This is a genomic window from Streptomyces sp. NBC_01635 (assembly GCF_045209715.1).
Lineage (GTDB): Bacteria > Actinomycetota > Actinomycetes > Streptomycetales > Streptomycetaceae > Streptomyces > Streptomyces hirsutus.
Genome location: NZ_CP109277.1, coordinates 4,916,631 through 4,935,798, shown reverse-complemented (window position 1 = coordinate 4,935,798; position 19,168 = coordinate 4,916,631). Strand labels below are relative to the sequence as shown.

At 72.2% G+C, this 19,168-nt stretch carries 20 protein-coding genes; 11 read left to right on the top strand and 9 right to left on the bottom strand.

Going from position 1 to position 19,168, the window contains the following annotated elements; translation table 11 throughout:
• Positions 1–30: 30 nt before the first annotated feature.
• Entirely contained in the window at positions 31–591 is a 561-nt protein-coding gene (locus OHB56_RS23025; RefSeq protein WP_406355397.1) for an ATP-binding protein, read from the bottom strand.
• Positions 592–768: 177 nt separating this feature from the next.
• Here OHB56_RS23025 and OHB56_RS23020 point away from each other — a divergent pair, with 177 nt between their 5' ends.
• The 3 genes from OHB56_RS23020 (at position 769) to OHB56_RS23010 (ending at position 2,993) form a co-directional block, all read left to right on the top strand.
• The gene (locus OHB56_RS23020) at positions 769–1,683 is read left to right on the top strand and encodes a Scr1 family TA system antitoxin-like transcriptional regulator (RefSeq protein ID WP_406359197.1); all 915 of its coding nucleotides are present in this window, start codon (positions 769–771) and stop codon (positions 1,681–1,683) included.
• Positions 1,640–1,780: a DUF397 domain-containing protein gene (locus OHB56_RS23015; protein ID WP_406355395.1), complete on the top strand. Its 141-nt coding sequence runs from the start codon at positions 1,640–1,642 to the stop codon at positions 1,778–1,780. Before OHB56_RS23020 ends, OHB56_RS23015 begins: the two co-directional genes overlap by 44 nt.
• Positions 1,781–2,069: 289 nt before the next feature.
• Positions 2,070–2,993 carry a hypothetical protein gene (locus OHB56_RS23010; protein ID WP_326753940.1) on the top strand — a complete coding sequence of 308 codons (924 nt, stop codon included), beginning with the start codon at positions 2,070–2,072 and terminating at the stop codon, positions 2,991–2,993.
• Between the two features lie 360 nt (positions 2,994–3,353).
• Here the strand turns inward: OHB56_RS23010 and OHB56_RS23005 are convergent, their stop codons facing one another.
• The 6 genes from OHB56_RS23005 to OHB56_RS22980 form a co-directional block, all read right to left on the bottom strand.
• Complete coding sequence (locus tag OHB56_RS23005) at positions 3,354–3,554, bottom strand: hypothetical protein (protein ID WP_326753939.1); 201 nt, start codon at positions 3,552–3,554, stop codon at positions 3,354–3,356.
• A gap of 66 nt (positions 3,555–3,620) precedes the next feature.
• Positions 3,621–4,694 (bottom strand): TerC family protein, encoded by a 1,074-nt coding sequence (locus OHB56_RS23000; RefSeq protein WP_406355392.1) that lies wholly within the window; start codon positions 4,692–4,694, stop codon positions 3,621–3,623.
• 185 nt (positions 4,695–4,879) lie between these two features.
• A complete protein-coding gene (locus OHB56_RS22995) occupies positions 4,880–5,287 on the bottom strand; it encodes a hypothetical protein (protein ID WP_326753937.1) in 408 nt (135 codons plus the stop codon).
• A 21-nt stretch (positions 5,288–5,308) separates the two neighbouring features.
• Positions 5,309–5,854, bottom strand: a complete 546-nt coding sequence (locus OHB56_RS22990; protein ID WP_406355390.1) for a sigma-70 family RNA polymerase sigma factor — start codon at positions 5,852–5,854, stop codon at positions 5,309–5,311.
• 248 nt (positions 5,855–6,102) lie between these two features.
• Positions 6,103–7,272: a tetratricopeptide repeat protein gene (locus OHB56_RS22985; RefSeq protein ID WP_406355388.1), complete on the bottom strand. Its 1,170-nt coding sequence runs from the start codon at positions 7,270–7,272 to the stop codon at positions 6,103–6,105.
• Positions 7,273–7,283: 11 nt separating this feature from the next.
• Positions 7,284–8,147 (bottom strand): lytic transglycosylase domain-containing protein, encoded by an 864-nt coding sequence (locus OHB56_RS22980; protein WP_406355386.1) that lies wholly within the window; start codon positions 8,145–8,147, stop codon positions 7,284–7,286.
• A gap of 355 nt (positions 8,148–8,502) precedes the next feature.
• On the opposite strand from OHB56_RS22980, the gene OHB56_RS22975 reads away from it, so the two are divergent.
• The 8 genes from OHB56_RS22975 to OHB56_RS22940 all read left to right on the top strand — a co-directional run bounded on the left by OHB56_RS22975 (position 8,503) and on the right by OHB56_RS22940 (position 17,480).
• Positions 8,503–9,342: a hypothetical protein gene (locus OHB56_RS22975; RefSeq protein ID WP_406355384.1), complete on the top strand. Its 840-nt coding sequence runs from the start codon at positions 8,503–8,505 to the stop codon at positions 9,340–9,342.
• Entirely contained in the window at positions 9,339–9,632 is a 294-nt protein-coding gene (locus OHB56_RS22970) for a hypothetical protein (RefSeq protein WP_055631261.1), read from the top strand. The genes OHB56_RS22975 and OHB56_RS22970 overlap by 4 nt, the downstream gene beginning before the upstream one ends.
• 210 nt (positions 9,633–9,842) lie before the next feature.
• Entirely contained in the window at positions 9,843–10,133 is a 291-nt protein-coding gene (locus OHB56_RS22965) for a hypothetical protein (RefSeq protein WP_360045027.1), read from the top strand.
• A 16-nt stretch (positions 10,134–10,149) separates the two neighbouring features.
• Positions 10,150–10,884 carry a hypothetical protein gene (locus OHB56_RS22960; protein ID WP_406355382.1) on the top strand — a complete coding sequence of 245 codons (735 nt, stop codon included), beginning with the start codon at positions 10,150–10,152 and terminating at the stop codon, positions 10,882–10,884.
• Between the two features lies 1 nt (position 10,885).
• Complete coding sequence (locus tag OHB56_RS22955; protein ID WP_406355380.1) at positions 10,886–12,178, top strand: hypothetical protein; 1,293 nt, start codon at positions 10,886–10,888, stop codon at positions 12,176–12,178.
• Positions 12,179–12,412: 234 nt separating this feature from the next.
• A complete protein-coding gene (locus OHB56_RS22950) occupies positions 12,413–13,906 on the top strand; it encodes an SCO6880 family protein (protein ID WP_406355378.1) in 1,494 nt (497 codons plus the stop codon).
• The gene (locus OHB56_RS22945) at positions 13,903–15,681 is read left to right on the top strand and encodes an ATP/GTP-binding protein (RefSeq protein WP_406355376.1); all 1,779 of its coding nucleotides are present in this window, start codon (positions 13,903–13,905) and stop codon (positions 15,679–15,681) included. The genes OHB56_RS22950 and OHB56_RS22945 overlap by 4 nt, the downstream gene beginning before the upstream one ends.
• Entirely contained in the window at positions 15,678–17,480 is a 1,803-nt protein-coding gene (locus OHB56_RS22940) for a type IV secretory system conjugative DNA transfer family protein (protein ID WP_406355374.1), read from the top strand. Before OHB56_RS22945 ends, OHB56_RS22940 begins: the two co-directional genes overlap by 4 nt.
• Here OHB56_RS22940 and OHB56_RS22935 read toward each other — a convergent pair.
• Together OHB56_RS22935 and OHB56_RS22930 are read right to left on the bottom strand one after the other, a co-directional pair.
• Positions 17,395–18,627 (bottom strand): DUF418 domain-containing protein, encoded by a 1,233-nt coding sequence (locus OHB56_RS22935; RefSeq protein WP_326753927.1) that lies wholly within the window; start codon positions 18,625–18,627, stop codon positions 17,395–17,397. The genes OHB56_RS22940 and OHB56_RS22935 overlap by 86 nt on opposite strands.
• The gene (locus OHB56_RS22930) at positions 18,624–19,016 is read right to left on the bottom strand and encodes a hypothetical protein (protein ID WP_406355372.1); all 393 of its coding nucleotides are present in this window, start codon (positions 19,014–19,016) and stop codon (positions 18,624–18,626) included. The genes OHB56_RS22935 and OHB56_RS22930 overlap by 4 nt, the downstream gene beginning before the upstream one ends.
• Positions 19,017–19,168 lie beyond the last annotated feature (152 nt).

The following is a 19,168-nucleotide window of genomic DNA, read 5'->3' as shown; positions in this document are numbered from 1 at the left end:
ATGTCGTTCGCGACATGGTCCACTCGGAATTCACGCCTCGGAAGTCGTTCGGGAGCAGTGCGGGTCGGTCCCTGGGTGGTTTCCGGGGTCGGCTGGGGAGCTTGCCCCCACGGACACTTCCGCCCACACCGTCTTGCCCACGGGCCGGCGAGGTGTCGAGCCCCAGCGCAGGGCCAGGGCGTCCACCAGGAGTAGTCCCCGGCCCGACTCGCCCTCCGGGCACGACGTGGGCGGGGCCGAGGGCAGCCGCTTCGCCGAGGGGGCGTCCGCGACCTCGATGCGCACCAGGTCCGCAGCCGTGTCGAGGGCGAGCCGGAGGTGGAAGTCACGACCGGGGGCCCTGCCGTGCCGTACGGCGTTCGCCGCGAGTTCGCCGACGACCAGAGCGACCGTGCACGACGCGTCCGACTCCGGTGGGTGGCCCCAGTCCTCCATGCGCCGGACGGCGAGGCGTCGGGCGAGCTGCGCACCTCGCGGTGAGGGGGCGAACTGCCCGGCCCAGGAGTGGGGTTCGTGTGCGGTGTCGTGGAGTGCGGCGGCGTTCGCGGTCCGGCGCGGCCGTTCTTCCGGGGTGGTCGTTCCTGTCAGCACGGCCTGTCCGTCCTTGTCCGTTCGAGCCGCGACATCTCGCGGCGTGCGCGATGCGTCACGTTCCGTGAACAAGAGTCGTCCGATCGCCCTACGCTCGAAAGGTGACACAGCATTACCTTTCAGGCGGTAAGGAACGGAAGTGACGCTTTGGCCAACGGAATTGATCCGAGTACGTCGATGGCGGCGCTGTTCGGCGCGCGGGTGCGCCGGCTCCGTACAGCGGCCGGGCTGACCCAGGCCGAACTCGGTTCCAGGACGCATGTGGTGAGCACGCGGATCACGCAAATCGAGCGGGCGTCCGGCGCGAAGCCGACGCTGGAGCTGGCCCGTGCGCTGGACGCGGTCCTCGGTGCGGACGATCTGCTCGTCGAGTTGTGGCCCTACGTGTACCGGGAGGCGTTTCCGGACTGGTCGCGGAGGTTCATGGAGTACTCGGGGCGAGCGGTGGCCGTCCACGAGTACGCGGCTCATGTGGTTCCGGGTCTGTTGCAGACGGAGGGCTATGCGCGGGCGGTGCTGAGCGTCGGTCGAACGCTGGGCGGAGAGGAGCAGTTGGAGGAGCGGGTCGTCCTTCGCATGGGACGACAGGAGCGCCTCGGCACGTCCTGCCGTCCCGAGTTGTGGGTGGTCCTCGACGAGGCGGTGCTCCGGCGTCCCGTCGGCGGACATGCGGTGATGCGGGAGCAGTTGGAGCGGCTGCTCGAGACCTCGGAGGAACCTCACATCACCGTGCAGGTGCTGCCGTTCGACCAAGGCGAGCACGAGGTCATGGGTGGCTCGCTCACGGTGCTCACCCTGCCGGACGGCTCGGAGACCGCCTACACGGAGGGCGCGCACTACGGCCAACTCATCGAGGATCCGGACGAGGTCAGGAGTTTCGCGCTGACCTACGATCGGCTGCGGGCGGCAGCTCTGCCCCCGCTCATGTCACTCGACATGATCCGATCCGTGAGGGAGGACAACCACCGTGGAGCGAAGGTCCCATCCCGATCCGAACGGCGTCGCCTGGCGCAAGAGCAGCTACAGCAACCAGGAGGGCGGCAACTGCGTGGAGGTGGCCGACGGGTTCCGGGCCGTCGTGCCCGTCCGTGACAGCAAGGTGCCGTACGGTCCGGCGCTGTGCTTCGCAGCAGCCTCCTGGGCCGCCTTCATAGGCGAGTTGAAGGGCGACGGGCAGCACCGTCCCTGAGACGGCCGGGCTCCGGCCGCCGTCCGTCCGCCGGGCCCGCCGGGTCCTTGTCCGCGAGGGTCCGGCGGGCCGCTGACCTCCTGAAAGAACCGGGGGAAAGAACTACCCGCCCGCCCACCCTCCCCGCCGGAAGGCTCGCGTCACTCGTGCGAGTGACCGGCTTGCGGGCGCGGGATACGGGCGGTTACGTTCACCGCAGCAAGCTCGACAACCGCAAACAGATACGGCCCCCGGCCGGGACGGCAATCCCGAGCGAGGGCCTCACCGATCAGGAAGAAGTAGCTTCCCGATGGCTGACTCGCAGTCTAACGCGCGCCTGCGCGCCGACGCCGGAGCTCCGACCTCCGGCGTGATCCACGTACGCACCCGGCTCACCGCCGACTTCACGGTGATCTCCAACGCCCTCGCGCAGCGGCGCGGCAGCGCGGTCACCGTCGGCGTGGCGGTCTACATCCTCTCCCTGCCCACCGGCACCCCCGTCAGCATCGATGCCCTGTGCGCGCACTTCACCGAGGGCGAGATCCTGATCTCCCGGGCGCTGCGGGAGCTGGAGGCCGCCGGTTACCTGGAACGCCGCTGTGAGCGCCTGCCCTCCGGGCAGATCCGCACCCGGACGTACTTCTACGACGTCCCCGGCGGCAGCCCGGAACCGGAGCCGGACGGGCCACCGGAGCCCGACGGCTCCCCGGAACCGCCGAAGCCGCCCCGGCCCCGGAAGCCGCCCGCGGCCGAGCGCGCCACGTCCTCATCGGCGACGGTCACGGAAGCGGCGTCCTTCTCCGCTCCGGACCGGCCTGAAGAGCCGGAAGAGGCGGCGTCACTCGCCGACGCGGACCCGCGGGCAGTCGCCGTGCTGACCGCGCTCCGCCGCGTCGATCCGCGGCTCCTCCTGTCCGAGCGGGAGGCCGTGCGGCTGGCGCCGGCCGTCGGGCAGTGGCTCGCGGCAGGTGTCGCGCCTTCCCAGATCACCGCGCATCTCACGGCACGGCTCCCCGACCACTTCCTGACCCGCCCGGTGGGCCTCCTCGCCTTCCGCCTCCGGGAAACGCCCCTGCCCGCGCCACCTCCGGCCCCGCTCCCGCCGTTGGCCGAACGCCCGGCCGTACTGCCGTTCCAGACCTGCGACGGCTGCGAGCGTGCCTTCCGCGCCCCGGAGCCCGGGCGCTGCCGGGACTGCCGACGACGCGAGGAGAAGCTGCCCGCCGCTGCCTGAGCCGACGATTCAGGGCACTTGACCAGCCGGGAGGCCGGTTAACGCCGATACATACGGCATTTGTCATACGTCAGGGGTGGGGGGGGGTGGGGGGATGGTCTCGAAGGCCGACCGGAAGAACCGCGCCCCAACGCCCTGAACAGGCGAAACAGCAAGCCCCCCGGGCCGATGTTGCTCGCACCTCGTTCGGGACGAAGAGGCCATGGGTTCGAACCCCGCCGCCCCGACGGTGAAGTACCGGCTCAGGGGCCTGATCCGCATGCACGGGCGGGTCCCTGAGCGGTTTTCCGGGGCTCTTCGGGGAACCGGCTTCAGGATCCGGCTCCAGACGGAGGCAGGCGACGTCCCGACTCGGCCGCGTCAGTGGTCCTGGCGTCCGAGCTGCTTCGATTCCTTCAGGTATTCAGGGCACTCGGCGTTGTGGCAGGGGCCGGGGCGCCACACGGGCACGAAGATTCCGAGAGTCTTGTGCCGGCCCTTCACCGTCGTGGTCACGGGCTGCTTGCAGACCGGGCAGACAAGCGCTCCCGGGGAACCGGTCTCACGCTCGACTTTACTCATTCTTTAATAGTAGGCTCCGCGGTCGCAGAAGGACACCGGGAACGTGCACGCGTTCTCCGGCATTGATCAGCCCGCCGGTCGGGGCGGATCTTTCCCGTCCTGGTCCTGCTCGGTATGTGCGCCTCCGTCCGAGCCGGGGTTCTCGGTGGTTGACGACTCCGGCGGCGAGGCCGCCTTCTCGTTCGGACCTCCGGGCACCGGGTGGGGTGGGGCGGGCCGGAGCAGGCTGAGGGCTACGGAACCGGCCAGGACGACGACGATGACCGCGAGGCTGACCGGTGAGGGGATCTCGGGGACGCTGGTGCTGATCGTCTTGTGGGACGCCTGCAGGACGAGCTTGACGCCGATGAAGGCGAGGATGATCGCGAGGCCCTTGCTCAGGTAGTGGAACCGGTCCAAAAGCCCTGCGAGCAGGAAATAGAGGGCCCGCAGACCGAGAATGGCGAACGCGTTGCTGGTGTAGACGATGAAGGCGTCGTCGCTGACAGCGAGAACGGCGGGAACGCTGTCAACGGCGAAGATCAGATCGGCTGCCTCGATGGCGGCCACCACTGCCAGGAGCGGGGTGGCCACGCGCCTGCCGGCTTCCTTGACGAAGAACTTCGCGCCGGCGTACTCGTCGCGGACCGGCATGATCTTGCGGAGCAGCCGTACGGCGAAGTTGCTGCCCGGGTCGAAGCTCTCCTCCTCGTCCTTGAGGAGCTTGTAGGCGCTGTAGAAGAGGACGGCGGCGAAGGCGAAGAGCACGGCGGTGAAGCGGCTGACCACGGCGACGCCGAGGGAGAGGAAGATCCCGCGGAAGACCAGGGCTCCCATGACACCGAAGAACAGCACACGGTGCTGGTAGGCGCGGGGCACCTTGAAGTACGCGAAGATCACGGCGAAGACGAAGAGATTGTCGACCGACAGGCTCTTCTCCAGGAGCCATGCGGTGATGTATTCCGTGCCCGCCGTCGCACCGAGGACCAGGAAGACGACCGCACCGAAGGTCAGGGCGAGGCCCACCCACAGGGCGCTCCAGGCGCCGGCTTCCTTGAAGCCGATGACGTGCGCGGTGCGATGGGCCAGCAGGTCCACCGTCAGCGACACCACCACGGTCGCGGCGAACGCCCCCCACAGCCAAAGCGGGACCTCAAGCACGCCAGTCACTCCTCCACGGCCCACGCCGACGGATGGGAACCATTTACCGCATTCTGCGTCCATTCGTGCGCTTGAGCGATCCAGGAGGCCGGACCGGTGTGCGCTCCCGCTTCCTTTGGCACACGGCCTGATGCCGAGCGCGCACCGGGAGAGCCGGGCTCCTCCCGCGGACGGGACCCGTCGGGCTATTCGACCGCTCCGGCGCTGTTCAAGGCCGTGAGGACGTGATCCAGTTCGTTCGGCATCACGGCGACGAGAACGGTGCCTTCGGCCGAGCCGCACTCGACGATTCTGGACCTGCCGTTGATCCTCCACGCCTCGCGCCTCGAAGGCGATCGCACGCCGACCGGGCGCAGGTCCGCCGGCAGCGCCACCCCGGCACCGGCTTTGGTGCGAGGTTCCCAGACCACCGCGGTGGGGGTTGTCAGCATCCGTCCCCGGAGCCAACGGGCCTCATGCGAAGGGTGCTTGATCAGGCAGGGAACCCTGATCGCACTACCCTGAGCGGCGTTGTCCGCCCGCTGCCGCACCTTCCGGCGCATCAGCCAGGCCGTCAGCGCGGCTGCTGCCGCCATACTCGCCAGTTCGATCACTGGAGCAGTCAAGCAGCACGGTCAGTGCATGCCCCGGTCTTCCAGGGCTGTTTTCAGGCTGCGCAGGGCGTAGTAGACGCGGGACTTCACCGTGCCCTGGGGGACGCCGAGGGCGGTGGCCGCCTGCTGGGTGGTGCGGTCGGCGAAGAAGGTGGCCTCCAGGACCTCGCGGTGTGCGGGCGTCAGGGCCTGGAGGGCGTCGTGCAGGACGATGGACGACAGCATGCGTTCGATGTCGTCGGCCTCGGCGCCCAGTTCGGTCAGCCAGGTCGCGCCGCCTATCTCCAGCGGGCGGGCCATCTTCGTACGGTGTGCGTCGATCACGATGTTGCGGGCGACGCGGAACATCCAGGGGCGTACGGCCATTCCCTCGCCGTCCGCCAGGTTCTGCTTGTTCCAGCAGCGCAGCAGCGTCTCCTGGATGACGTCCTCCGTGCGGTGGGTGTCCCCGTTCAGCATGCGCAGCACGTACGTGTAGAGGGCCGGGCCGTGCTCCAGGTAGAGGTCCCTCAGTGCCCGTTCCTCGGGGGACACCGCGCTTGCCGATCCGATCACCGTCACGTTCATGGTGTGCTCCTGCTCCTTGGGACGGCCGGCTCCCTGCCGTGGGACGGGGAGCCGGAACCTCCGGCGGAGTGGAGTGTTGCCAGGCGTGTTCGACGCTCGTTCGATGCTTCATTGACGTTGAATACATGCGCCGTACAACGGGGTCGTACGACCGGGTTGCACGACGGGTTTGTGCAGCGGGTCCGCACGACGGGTTTGTACGGCGGTTTGCACGGCGGTTTGCACGGCGGCGGCGTGCGACGGGCCGGTCAGACGTAGGCCGTCAGGTCCTCCAGCTGGATGCGGACCTGGTGGGCAAGGTGTTCGTCCGCCGGGGACAGGCGGCCGGCGCTGTGCAACCTGCCCCACATGTGCAGCAGTTCGTTGCCGTGGATCTCCGCCGCCCGGTCGTCGTCCAGCCGTTGCCACGCGGCTGCCGCCCTCGCCACCGCCGCCGGCGCCTGCGGGTCGCCGGCCCCGCACAGGATGCGGGCCACGGACAGGGCCAGCACCGTGGCCTCCCGGTGGTCCCCGCGCAGGTGCGCCAGGTACGCCTCCATCGCCCGCGCCTCCAGGGCGTCGGGGTGTTCGGCGCCCATCTCGGCGGTCATGGCCTCGCGCAGCGCGGTCGCGTCGTCCAGCGCCTCGTCCAGCCGGCCGACGGCCGCCAACGCGTTGATCCGGGTGATCCGTTCGATCAGCTCGGGCGACAGGTCCACGGCGGCTACGGGGGCGGACAGTTCCTCGGTGACGCCCCGTGTGGTCCTGCGTGTGGGCTCCGGGGGTGGGCCGGATGCCGGTTCCGGTTCCGGCTCGGGGGCCGGGGACAGGGACGGGGACGGTTCCGCCTCCCGCTCCATGGCCGGTTCCTGGCCTGGTACGAGCTCCGGTTCGGGGGCCGTGGCCTGGGCCGGGATGCTGATCCGGGCCGGTGAGTTCGCGGCGTCGCCGGCGGCGGTGGCCCGCGCGCGGGCGACCGCCGCGGCGATGGCGGACCCGGCCACGGGATGCGGCACAGGCGCCGGGGCCTCGGAGACCTCCAGGTCTTCGGAGTCCTCGGGTGCCGCCGATTCCCGCGGGCCCCCGGAAGCCTCCGGGCTTTCGGACACCTCCGGGTCCGTCGAGCTTTCGGACACCTCCGGGTCCGTCGGGCCTTCGGGAACCTCCAGAACCTCCGGTTCCTCTGATTCCTTCGGCTCCTCGGGTTCCTCCGGCGCAAGAACCCGGCTCGATCCGTCCGGCGCGACCTCCAGGGTGAAGTGGACGTCGCCCGGTCCCTCGGTCACGGTCGCCTGCACCGGGGTGCCGTACCGCTCCGCGTACCGCTGCAAATGGTCCAGTACGGCCTCGTGCACGGACTCGCCCGGTGCGGGGGCGACGGGCTCCTGGTCGATGCGGGCGAACCCGTCGTCGGAGATGTACACATCGAAGCGGGTCATGGCTGTCCTCCTCATGGGGCGGGAGTCCCGTCGCTGGCGGAACCGGAATCCGCGGTCCGGGTGTCCACGAATTCGGAGTCGTCCGGTTCGTCCGGGCCGCCGGACTCGTCGGGGCTGGGGGTGACGCCCGGAGTGGCGCCGTCGGGCGGGGCGGCCACACCGGCGTACTTGGCGAACTGGGCGCGGATGGCGGCCACATAGCCGACGGCGTCGTTCGACTGCGGAACGCCCCCGGCCTCGATGACGGCGTCCATGCCGATCCTGTAGGCGGCCAGGGTGACGTCCAGAACGGTCCCTTCGACCGTCTTGGCGTCGATGGCGCTCTTCGCCTGTTCGGCCAGGTCACACATGTAGCGGCCCTGCGCCATGATCGAGTCGGCGGTGTCCATGGCGTCGACCTCGTCGTTGTCGTCGTCGTCCTCGCCGTACTCCTCGAAGATCTCGGGCGGCAGCTGGGAGATGCCCTTCTCGCCGTTGGCGCCCTTCATCTCGGCGTTGAAGCCGGAAGCGTTCTCCAGCTGCGACGCGATGACGATCGGGCCGATGTCCGAGCACAGGTCGCCGGCGTCCTTGATGCTGTCCACCAGCTCGTCCGGGACGGTGTTCTCGTCCAGCTCCTCCTTGCCGTCGCCGCCGAAGACGTTCTCGATCTCGTGGCCGATGGCCTCGTTGGCGGAGTCGCTGCCTCCACCCCCGCCGAACAGCAGGATCAGGGCGATCAGCGGCGCCAGCAGCACGCCGAATCCGCCGAAGACGATGACGACGACCGCGCCGATCACCAGGATCACCGGCGACATCAGACAGCCGCAGCCGACACCGGCCGCTGCCACGTTGCGGACGGTGTTCGATGCGTTGTCTTCCGAGTCTGCGCTCATCGGCGCGTGCCTTCTTCCCCTCACCTTGAACCGCTGTGCCGGTCGGCCCGTTGTGCTGTCCGGCGGGCTCGGTAGATCAAACGCGGCCCGGCGCAAAGAAGTTCAAACCGGTGGAAAGCAGATGAGCCAGAGCAGCACAGGAACAGGGCAAGAGGGGGGCAGGAAGCGCATGGGCACTCCTTCGGCAACGCCGTCGGACCCGAAGGGCTGGGTACGGGGACCGAAACCCGCCCGCCCGCGACCCGGCACGGAGACGGCCGCCCCCGAGGGGCAGGGCGCCGGTACGTCCCCCGCACAGCAACCCGCCACCCGGCCGGCTCCGGCCGCGCAACCGCCGGCCACCCGGCCTGCCTCCGTGCAGGCTCCGCCTGCCGCCGACCGCACGGCACCCCGTCCCGCGGCCGGTCACGCGCCCGCCGCCCCAGCCACCGCCGCGGCCCAGCCGGTACGGCAGCAGTCCTCACCGGCGGCCCGCCCCCACCCGGCGCCACGCCCGGCGCCCCACCCGGCCCCGCGCCCCGCGCAGCGGACCGAACCGGCGCCCGCGTCCCGGACCGCGCCTCCGGCCTCCCCCAGGACCCCGGGTCCGGTCACATCCCCCGGCCCGGCCGGGACTCCCGGCGTCCCGAAGTCCCGGCCGGGCCCGTCCAAGGCGTCCGGTTCCGCCGGGGCCGCATCCGTACGCCGGGCCGCCGCGGACCGGTCCGCCGAAGTCGGCTGGGGCGAGCCCAAGCGGCGCAGGCCCCTGCGGGGCAAGTCCCCGGACGAGATCGGGTGGGTCAAGGCGCACGGCGGCGCCGGCGCGACCTCGCTGTGCGAGCTCCTCGGCGGCGTGGACGTGGGCGCCCGCTGGCCGGAGCCCGCGAAGGGCGAACCCCGCCGGATCGTGATCGTCGGCCGGACCAGCGCGCAGGGCATCAGAGCCGTGTCGCAGGCACTGGGCGCACTGCACGAGGGCAAGGCCCCGCAGGGCCTCGACCTGGTGGCCGTGGTCCTCGTCGCCGACGCCCCGAACCGGCTGCCGCTCAGCCTGCTGCGCCGCATCCGGGTCATCCGCTCCGTCGTCCACGTCCACCGGGTGCCGTGGATACCGGCCTGGCGCGTGGGCGGCCGGCCGCGCTCGCTGCCCCGGAAGATCGGCGCACTCGCCCAGTTGGTGGGAACCGACGTCCACCGAGGAAGTACCGCCTCATGAACCGACTGCTGTTCCAGAGCCACCTCGCGGTCGACGCGTTCGACCCGAACATCGGCGGTGGCGCGATGACGATCCTCCGTCTTCTCGCCTGGTGCGCCTCGGCCGCCGGGGTCGCCGGTCTGATCATCATCGGCATCAACATGTCCCTCCAGCTGCGCCGCGGCGATCCGGGCGAGGGCGGGGAGCACTTCCGCGGTGTCTTCTTCGTCGTCCTCGCCGCGCTGATCGCCACCTGCGCCGGTCCGCTCGTCGCGTTCCTCGGCGACCTGTCGCTCCACGCGCCGGAATAGCGGCGCCACCTCCGACCGACAGGCACCGCCTCTGACCGACGCCCCTCCTGACCCGCACCACATCCTGGCCCGCACCACATCCAGACCAGCTCCACATCCAGGCCCGCACCACCCCCAGAACCGCATCACATCCAGACCAGCTCCACCCTTCCCACCCCTCATCACCTGCCCACCCCACCGGGCTCGGGCACCGACTCTCCGGAGATCTCCATGTCCTCCTCACTCCTCCTCAAGGCATCGGTCTTCCTCGCCTCCGACGTGCCGGACCCCGGCCGGGAGGCCCCGGAGGAGCTGACCGAGAAGGTCAACACCGTGCTCGGCATAGCCGCCTGGGGCGGAACCGCCGCCGGTGTGGCCGGGGTGCTGGTCACCGGCGCGATGATGGCCATCTCCCTCAAGCGGGGCGAGAGTTCGGAGCACATGAGCCGGCTCGGCATGGTGCTCGGCGGCTGTGTCCTGGTGGCCACCGCGGGTCCGCTGATCTCCTTCGTCTTCAACTGACCGGCGGTCGTCCGAGATGTTCACACGCAGGCAGCGGCAGCCCGAGGTGTCCGGCCCGTACTGGCGTCAGCGCGGCTGGCAGCTGTCGGCCGGGTTCCTCGCCGGCGCGGTGGTCCTGGGCGGGCTCGTGGCGCTGACCTCCGGCGGCGACGGCTCGGCCCGCGCCCCGGCGGCCGGCCGCGAACCGGTCGCCGCGCACGGCCGGCCCGGTGACTGCCGTACGGACGACAGCGCAGGTGCCGCCCGCCCCGAGGCCGCGCCGAAGGACGTCACCTGGCGCATGATCGGCGCCGTGCGCGTGCCCGTCTCCCCGACGGCCGGACCGGTGCGGACCGGGGGCACGCCCTGGTGGTGTTTCGCCCACACTGCCACCGGTGCCGTGCTGGCCGCCCATGTCATCACGTCCCAGATGGGCATGGCGGACTGGGAGACGGTGGCGGAGCGGCAACTGGTGCCGGGCCTGGCGCGGGACATGTTCGTCTTCACGCGCCGCACCATCGAGGACGCCCCGTCCGAGGAGGTGGACCAGGCGTCCGTCGCCTCCTACGTCGGCTTCTCGGTGCGCTCGTACACGAAGAGCGCGGCGAGTGTGAACCTGCTCATGCGCGGCAGCGACGGCTTCACCGGGACCACCGTCAACCTGCGCTGGGAGGAGGGGGACTGGAAGATCCTGCCCTTCGGCGACGGCAGCCTGTACTCCACCCTGAGCCCGGTGCAGAACACCAACGGTTACCTTCTGTGGGAGACCTGACATGGCCTCGTGCAACAGTTCAGGGGTCCCCGTACTGGACGCCCTGGTGGGATTCTTCAAGTTCCTGGGCAACCCCATCGGAACCATCATGGAAGCGGTCGCGGACTTCGTCCTGGGCGCCGCGATCCAGGTGTACGGGTCCCTGGTCACCTCCATCCCGACCCTGACCTGGGAGAAAAGTTCCGGGGCGACGGGCAGCAATCCGACCACGGCCATCAACAACGCCTCGCAGTGGGTCGTGGTCTACCTGGCGGTCGGCTCGCTGCTGTTCGCCTCCGCCCGGATGGCGATCGAACGGCGCGGGGACGCCGGCAAGACCGCCCTCAAGGGCATCCTCCGGGTCGTCTTCGTCTCGGCGGCCGCCACGACGGTCCTGACCGCGGCGGCCGGGCTGTCGGACAGATACGCGCAATACCTGTTCGACGCGGGAGCGGAGGCGCAGCTGGCGCACATCGGCCGCTGCACCTCCGGCAGCACCCTGCAGGCCTTCCTGCTGATGGTGCTCGCCTTCCTGCTGCTCATCGCCGGCATCATCCAGACGATCCTGCTCTACATCCGGCTGGGCGTCATGATCCTGCTGCTGGGCACCCTCCCGATCGCCGCCGCCGCCTCCATGACGGACTGGGGGGCCGGCTGGTGGCGCAAGCACATCGGCTGGATGATCGCCTGGCTGCTGTACAAACCGGCCGCGGCCCTCGTGATGTACGCGGGCTCGGTGATGATCTCCTCGGACAACAGCGAGGTCAGCATCCACGAACGCATCGCGGGCATCGGCATCATGCTGCTCTCCGCGGTCTCGCTGCCCGCCCTGCTGCGGCTCGTCATGCCCGCCACCGCCGCTCTCGGCGGATCGGGCGCCGAGAGCGGCGCCATGTCGGCGGTGGGCGGCACCGTGGCCTCCGGCGCCCGCTCGATCGCGGGTGGCAGTGGCAGTGGCAGTGGCGGACGGACCGGCCCGTCCGGCCCGTCCGGTTCGTCCCGGTCGGGCGACGGCGGCTCCGCCGGGTCGGGCGGGTCGTCCGGGTCCTCCGGCAAGAGCGGCCCCAGCGGTGCCATGGGCACGAAGGGCGTGGGCGCGGGCGGCGGAGGTTCCGGCAGCGGTGGCCCCTCGGGGGCCGGTGGAGGCGGAGCCGGCGCGGGAGCCGGAGCCTCCGGTGCGCTGAGCAAGGCGGCCGCCGCGGCCGGGCCCGCCGGGATGGTCGCCGGTGCGGTGATCACCGCGGCCGGGATCGCGACCCGTACCGCCGCGGGCGCGGTGGACGGCGCCGACGGCGACCAGGGGCACAACCCCTGACCCCAGGGCCGGTGTCGCCGTAGGGCCGGCCCCGCCGCCCGCCCTCCGAACGACCGCCGGACTCCCCCGACCCCCCGAGGGAGTCCGGCGGTCCCGTCCGCTTCGGCCTCCGCTTCGGTCTCTACTTCGACCTCCGCTTCGGTCTCCGCTTCGGTCTCCGCTCCCGCCGCCGTCCCGCGCCACTCCCCCACCCCCTACTCGACTCCCCACTCCTCGAAAGGAGTTCAGACCCTCATGAGCGCACAAGCCGCCTCCCATCCGACCTACGGGAACTGGCGCCGGCCACGGCGAGCGGGGCTCGGGCCCCTCGGGCTCGTCGGCACCTTCGGCGTCTTCGGCGGGCTCGTCGTCACCCTCCTCGCGTCGCTGATCTCGCTGTACGCCGCGCTGGTCGTGCTCGTACCGGTCGTCGTGTTCCTGGTGCCGCTGGCCATCCGCACCCAGGACGGCCGCAACGTCTACCAGTTGATGGCGCTGCGGATCGGCTGGCGGCAGCGCAAGTCCAAGGGCGCGCACCTGTACGTCTCGGGGCCGCTGTCGCTCCGGCCGGGCGGCCGGTTCCGTCCGCCGGGTCTGCTGAACAAGGTCACCGCGACCGAGGGCCGCGACGCCTACGACCGGCCGTTCGGCGTGCTGCACCACCCGGCGCGCAACCTGTACACGATCGTCCTGGGCTGCGACCCCGACGGCGGTTCGCTCGTCGACCCGGACCAGGTCGACGTGTGGGTGGCGCTGTGGGGCGAGTGGCTGGCCCGGCTGTCCCACGAGCCCAGCCTGCGGGGCGCCTCCGTGATCGTGGAGACCGCGCCCGACCCGGGCACCCGGCTCTCCCACGAGGTGCTGCCCCGCATCCACACCGACGCGCCGGACGCCGCCCGTGCCGTGATGGAGGAGGTCGTGGAGCGCTACCCGACCGCCTCCTCCGAGATGCACACCTACATCACGCTCACCTACGGCGTCCCGGCCGGCCAGAGGCGCAAGAAGGAGGACGTCGTCGCCGACCTGGCCATCCGGGTCCCGGGCCTGCTCAGCGGGCTCGTCGCGGCGGGCGGCGGGGCCGCGTACCCGCTGTCGGCGGAGCGGATCGCCGAGGTGGTCCGGGTCGCCTACGACCCGGCCGTGTCCGCCGACGTCCTCGACGCCCGCGCCCAGCACGGTGGTACGGGCCTGGAGTGGGAGGACGCCGGCCCCACCGCCACCGTCGAGACGGTGAACAGCTACCAGCACGACTCGGGCGTGTCCCGCACCTGGCTGATGACGCTGGCCCCGCGCGGCACCGTCCGGTCCTCGGTGCTGCGCGGCATGCTGGAGGCGGCTCCCGGCACCCGCCGCAAGCGGGTCGCACTGGTCTACCGGCCCATCGACCCGGCCACGTCGGCCCGCATCGTCGAGGCCGACCGGCGCAGCGCCCAGTTCATGGCCACCTCCGGCCGCGGCATGGTGCAGGCCCGCGCCGCCTCGGAGATGCGCGCGGCGGAACAGACCGCGGCCGAGGAGGCGTCGGGCGCCGGCCTCGTCGAGTTCTCGCTGATGCTGACCGTCACCGTCGACGACGTCTCCGAACTGGCCGACGCGAACGTGGCGGTGCGCAACCTGACGGCGGGATCGCGTGTGCTGATGCGGCCCGCGGACCGGATGCAGGCGGCCGCGTTCAGCTGCACCCTGCCCACCGGGATCCTCCCCTGGGAGCAGACCCTCGTCCCGCACGAACTCCAGGAGGCGCTGTGAGCCGTCGCAGCGAGGAACGCCGGGCGGAGCGCGCCGACCAGCTCGCCGAGGAGCGGGCCCGCGCCGCGCTGGCGGCCGGACAGGGCCCGTACGACCCGTCCTGGGCGGCGGGTCCGCTGCGCACGGAGCAGCGGACCGGCGGGACGGGGTCGCGGAAGTCGCCGCCCCGCGCCCGGGAGCCGTACATCCCGCCGCGCGGCTGGTACGGGGTCGGCGGCGGGCGCGTCGGCTATCTCGACCCGCCCACCATGTGGCGGGCGACCACCGTGCAGGCCTGCGGCATGTGGCCGTTCGCCGCCGGGTCCGGCTCGCCGATGACCGGGGTGCCGCTGGGCCAGCACCTGTACACCGGTGCCACGGTCTGCGGCGACCCGCTGAACTGGTTCACCCGGGCCCGCTACATCTCCAACCCGTCGCTGTTCATGCTGGGCATGCCCGGCCTGGGCAAGTCCACGCTGGTCAACCGGATGCTGATCGGGCTGGCCTCGACCGGTGTCGTCCCGCTGGTCCTCGGCGACCTCAAGCCGGACTACGCCGACACGGTGCGGGCGCTCGGCGGCCAGGTGATCTCCATCGGCCGCGGCCGGGGCGGCATCAACGTCCTCGACCCGGGCGCCATGGGCGCGGCGGCGAGCAGGATCGGCGGCGAGTCCGGCGAGGTGCTGAAGGCCGAGACGCACGGCCGGGTGCTGAACATGGTGGCCGCCCTGATCACCATCGTGCGCGGGCGCCCGATGGACGACCACGAGCAGTCCGTGCTGTCGGCGGTGCTGCACCATCTGCGCGAACGCACTCCGGCCGGGCGGGCTCCGCTCCTGCCCGACCTGCTGCGGGTCCTCGTCGAGGGCCCCGACCGGGTGCGTGCCGTCACCCTCGACCGCGGCTCCGACACCCGCTACCGGGACGCCGTCGACCCGCTGCACCGTTCCCTGCTCGGCATCCTCGACGGCCCCCTCGGCGACACCTTCGCCTCCCCGACGTCCACCCGGATCGACCCGAACTCGCCCGCCGTGTGCATCGACATCTCCGGCATCGGCGAGGCCGACACCCAGCTGACCGCGGCGGCGATGCTCGCCGCCTGGTCCGACGGGCTCGGCACGGTGGCCGCCTCGCACGCCCTCGCGGACGCGGGACTGGCGCCGCGGCGCTGGTTCTTCACCGTGCTCGACGAGCTGTGGCGTCCGCTGCGCGCCGCCTCCGGCATCGTCGACCGCATCGACGCGCTCACCCGCCTCAACCGGTCCCTCGGCCTCGGCGACGCCAAGATCACCCACACCCTGAAGGACGCCGAGGCACTGGGCACCGACTCCGACCGGGCCAAGGCCCGCGGTTTCGTCGAGCGGGCCGGCATGGTGGTGTGCGCCGGGCTGCCGAAGACCGAGATGGAGGAGCTGGGCAAGGTGGTGGGGCTGTCCCGGCGCGAGATCGACCTGGTCTCGTCCTGGTCGTCGCCGCCCGGCTGGGGCGTCTCCGGCGAGCACGAGGAGCCGCCCGGCCGGGGCCGCTTCCTCATCAAGGTCGGCGGCCGGCCCGGCATCCCCATCAAGGTCGCCATCACCGACGCGGAACGCCGCCTGCACAACACCAACCTCCGCTGGACACCCAACGAGCAGGTCGCCGGGCAGACCGTCGAGCAGGCGGTGGCACAGGTCACCGCTCAGGTCCGGCAGGCCGCCGAGGCGGGCGCGCTGCCGCTCCTCGGCGACGACCCGGCCGGTCCGTCGCATCCCGACGGACCGTCGCGTCCCGGCGGCCCGGGGAGGTGGACGGCATGAGCGGCGGCAGCCCTTCGGGCGGCGACCACCACGCGATGATGTCCTGGGCCGTGGTGGGCATCGCCGCCACGGTCCTGGCCCTGTTCACCTTCGTCTGGGCCGGCGGCACCCTCGGTGCCGGTGTCACCGGGCACGGCTGGGACGCCCCGCCGTTCGCCCTGTCCACGGTGGGCGAGCTGGTCTCCTCCGGGGCGGCGGGGCCGTGGCCGGGGGTTCCGGCGCCCGCCGTGTACGGCGGGATGCTGGCGCTCCTCGCGCTCCTGGCGATCCCCGTCGCGCTCGGGACGCGGTACCTGCTGGGGCGGGCCGGCCGCCAGAAGGGTCTGGCCGGGCGGCGCGAACTGGCCGCGATGTGCCCGAAGGGCATCGAGTCCCGCGCCCGCGAGCTGCGTCCCACGCTCGAGGGCCGCGCCCGGGTGCACCCCGACGAGACAGGCAACCTCCTCGGCGACCTGATGCCCGACGGTCCGGAGCTGCGCAGCAGTTACGAGGACGTGGAGCTGGACCTGATGGCGCCCCGGGCGGGCAAGTCCACCGGGATCGCCGTGCCCCGCGTCCTGCGCGCCCAGGGCGCGGTGCTGCTCACCTCGAACAAGTCCGACGTGTACGCGGTGACCCGCGCCGAGCGGGAGAAGGCCGGCACGGTGTGGACGTTCGACCCGCAGGGCATCGCCCACACCCCGCGCGGCATGTGGTGGAACCTGCTCGGCGAGTGCCACACCATCGAGGGCGCCCGGCGGCTCGCGGGCCACTTCGTGGCGTCCGTCAACGACGACACCACGAAGAAGGACTTCTGGATCTCCGCCGCCCAGAACACCCTCACCGCCCTGTTCCTGGCCGCCGCCCGCGGCCGTGCCTCGGTGCAGGACCTGCTGGGCTGGCTCGCCGACCCGGCCGACCGCACCCCGATCGACCTGCTCCGCGACGCCGGACTCGTGGCGATGGCCGAGCAGTTGCAGGGCACCATCCGCGGCGCGGTGGAAACCCGTGACGGCATCTACGAGACGGCCCGGCAGACCGTCTCCTGCCTCCTCGACCCGGAGATCCTCGCCTGGGTGACGCCCGACCCGCACCTGCCGGAATTCCGTCCGGACCGGCACGTACTCGGCGCGGACACCCTGTACCTGCTGTCCAAGGACGGCGGCGGCTCCGCGGCCGGGGTCATCGCGGGTCTCGCCGACACGACGCTGCGGGCGGGCGTGGTGGCCGCCGAGCGGATGGGCGGCCGGCTCGACCCGCCGCTGACCGCGGTCCTCGACGAGGCGGCCAACGTGTGCCGCATCTCCGACCTGCCCGACCTGTACTCGCACTTCGGTTCCCGCGGCATCAACGTCGTGACACTGCTCCAGAGTTACCGGCAGGGCGCGCGGGTGTGGGGCGAGATCGGGATGGACGCGCTGTGGAGCGCGGCCACCGTCAAACTCCTCGGCGCGGGCCTGGACGACGCGGACTTCGTGCAGAAGATCTCCACCCTGGTCGGCCAGCACGACGTGCGGACGCCGACCATCTCCCGCGGCAAGGAGGGCACGTCCCGTTCGTACTCCTACCGGCAGGAGTCCGTGCTGCCGCCCGACCGCATCCGCGCCCTGCCCAAGGGCACCGCGCTCCTGCTGGCCACGGGCGTCAAACCGGCGCTGATCCGGCTGCGCCCCTGGTACAAGGAGCCGGGCGCGGGCGCCATCTCGGCGGCGGCGAAGGCGGAGACGGCGGCGATCACGGAACGGGCCGCGGCTCGTCTTGTGGGCGGCGTGAGCTTCCACAAGCCGGCTCCGGCCGGCCAGGACGCCGCGCCAGGGTGATGGTGCGCAGCAGCCACTCGGCCGGCCCGTACCGCGTGCGCGCCGCCAGACGGGCGCCCAGCGCGAGCTGGGCGGCGTACAGGGCGAGGCAGCCGAGCAGGACGGCGGCGCTGCCGACCCGGTCGTACAGGCCGAGGCCGTAGCCCGTGAAGACCCAGGCGAGGACCAGCGACTGGGTGAGGTAGTGGGTGAGCGCCATGCGCCCGGCGGCGGCCAGGAATCCGGCCGCCGCCGGGCGCACCGCGTCCAGCAGCAGGAGCAGCCCGCACGCGTACGCGGCGGCGAGGGCCGGACCGGTCAGCACCGCCACCGCCTTCCCGGCCAGAAACCAGCGGTCGTCCAGCGGGCCGTTGGTGCAGCAGGCGGACAGCACCCCGCCGGCCAGACCGACCGGCAGCCACCGCACGACGACCCGCCGCAGCCAGGCCCGGTCCCGGCCGCGCCGCCGAACCAGTGACGTCTTCGCGGCGGCCAGCCCCGCCAGGAACGCGGCCAGCTTGTTCGGGGCGTACAGCAGGGCCGTGGCGAACGCCGACGGCAGCTCCCGCAGGTGCTCGGCCGGCACCCGGGCGGGGCCGCCGCGACGGGCGGCGAGGGCGTCGGCGGCCCGGGGCGCGTGCTCGCCCGCGGTGGCCGGGTCGGTGAGGGCGACGATCAGCAGCCCGTACCCGAGCAGCAGCGCCGCGAGCCCGGCGACCAGGCCGGCCGCCAGGCGCAGAGCGGTCCGCGGGGCGAGTCCGCGCAGCCCGTACAGCACCAGCGCCAGCACGGCGTACGTGGTCAGGATGTCGCCGGGGTACAGCAGCACCGCGTGGGCGAGTCCGATGCCGAACAGGCCGAGGGCGCGCCGCAGATGGCGGGGGGCGAAGTCGGCGCCCGCGTGCCGGGCGGAGCGCGTCTGGAGGGCGAAGCCGTAGCCGAACAGGAAGGAGAACAGCAGGGAGAACTTGGTGGCGACCAGCGCGGACACCAGCCAGGCCGCGATCCGGTCCGGGGCCGGCGCCCCGGGGCCGCCGCCGGACACCGTGTACGGGCCGGCCATCAGTTCCGCGTTGACCAGCAGGATGCCGAGGAGGGCGAAGCCGCGCAGGACGTCGAGTTCCCGGAGGCGCCGGCCGTCTCCCGCCGGACGTCCGCCCGCGGTCACCGCGCCACCACCACCCCGGTGCCGAACGCCAGCGTCGCGGTGAGGAACCAGCCGAACGACGGCGCCAGCAGAGGGCACATGTGCCACAACCGGGCCACGGTGGGCCGCTCCCGCCGGTAGACCACCGGAACGTTCCCGCCGACCGGGGGCAGCCCGCACAGCGGCCCGTACCGGCCGGGGTCGAGGACGAGTTCACGGCCGAGGTGATCGGAGAAGCGGACCAGGCCGCCGGGGCGCGGATCGGCCGCCGGGCGGTGGGTGACCACGCCCATGACGCGCAGTCCGCGCGCCCACAGCCCCAGGGCGGTCAGGGCCGCCTTGAACGCCCCCAGCAGGCAGCCGACGCCGAGACCGAGACACAGCGCGAGCAGCAACAACTGAGTGAACATACCGCTCCTTGGCCGGCCGACGCCCTCGGCAGCACAACGGGAAGCGCACCGCGCCCGGTTCACCCGCCGCTTGAACCGCGGCACTTCGCCTCCCGTTGTGAGGATGCCCCGCCCCCGCATCCCCTGCGGGTCACACGAAAGGAGCCCCGGCC

Excerpts from the sequence above, each read along its gene's own strand:
- OHB56_RS23005 (WP_326753939.1), bottom strand. The coding sequence starts at position 3,554 with ATGAGTAAAGTCGAGCGTGAGACCGGTTCCCCGGGAGCGCTTGTCTGC.
- OHB56_RS22940 (WP_406355374.1), top strand. The coding sequence starts at position 15,678 with ATGAGCGGCGGCAGCCCTTCGGGCGGCGACCACCACGCGATGATGTCC.
- OHB56_RS22930 (WP_406355372.1), bottom strand. The coding sequence starts at position 19,016 with ATGTTCACTCAGTTGTTGCTGCTCGCGCTGTGTCTCGGTCTCGGCGTC.
- OHB56_RS22965 (WP_360045027.1), top strand. The coding sequence starts at position 9,843 with ATGTCCTCCTCACTCCTCCTCAAGGCATCGGTCTTCCTCGCCTCCGAC.
- OHB56_RS22955 (WP_406355380.1), top strand. The coding sequence starts at position 10,886 with ATGGCCTCGTGCAACAGTTCAGGGGTCCCCGTACTGGACGCCCTGGTG.
- OHB56_RS22985 (WP_406355388.1), bottom strand. The coding sequence starts at position 7,272 with ATGACCCGCTTCGATGTGTACATCTCCGACGACGGGTTCGCCCGCATC.
- OHB56_RS22990 (WP_406355390.1), bottom strand. The coding sequence starts at position 5,854 with ATGAACGTGACGGTGATCGGATCGGCAAGCGCGGTGTCCCCCGAGGAA.
- OHB56_RS23010 (WP_326753940.1), top strand. The coding sequence starts at position 2,070 with ATGGCTGACTCGCAGTCTAACGCGCGCCTGCGCGCCGACGCCGGAGCT.
- OHB56_RS22960 (WP_406355382.1), top strand. The coding sequence starts at position 10,150 with ATGTTCACACGCAGGCAGCGGCAGCCCGAGGTGTCCGGCCCGTACTGG.
- OHB56_RS22980 (WP_406355386.1), bottom strand. The coding sequence starts at position 8,147 with ATGAGCGCAGACTCGGAAGACAACGCATCGAACACCGTCCGCAACGTG.
- OHB56_RS23020 (WP_406359197.1), top strand. The coding sequence starts at position 769 with ATGGCGGCGCTGTTCGGCGCGCGGGTGCGCCGGCTCCGTACAGCGGCC.
- OHB56_RS22950 (WP_406355378.1), top strand. The coding sequence starts at position 12,413 with ATGAGCGCACAAGCCGCCTCCCATCCGACCTACGGGAACTGGCGCCGG.
- OHB56_RS22970 (WP_055631261.1), top strand. The coding sequence starts at position 9,339 with ATGAACCGACTGCTGTTCCAGAGCCACCTCGCGGTCGACGCGTTCGAC.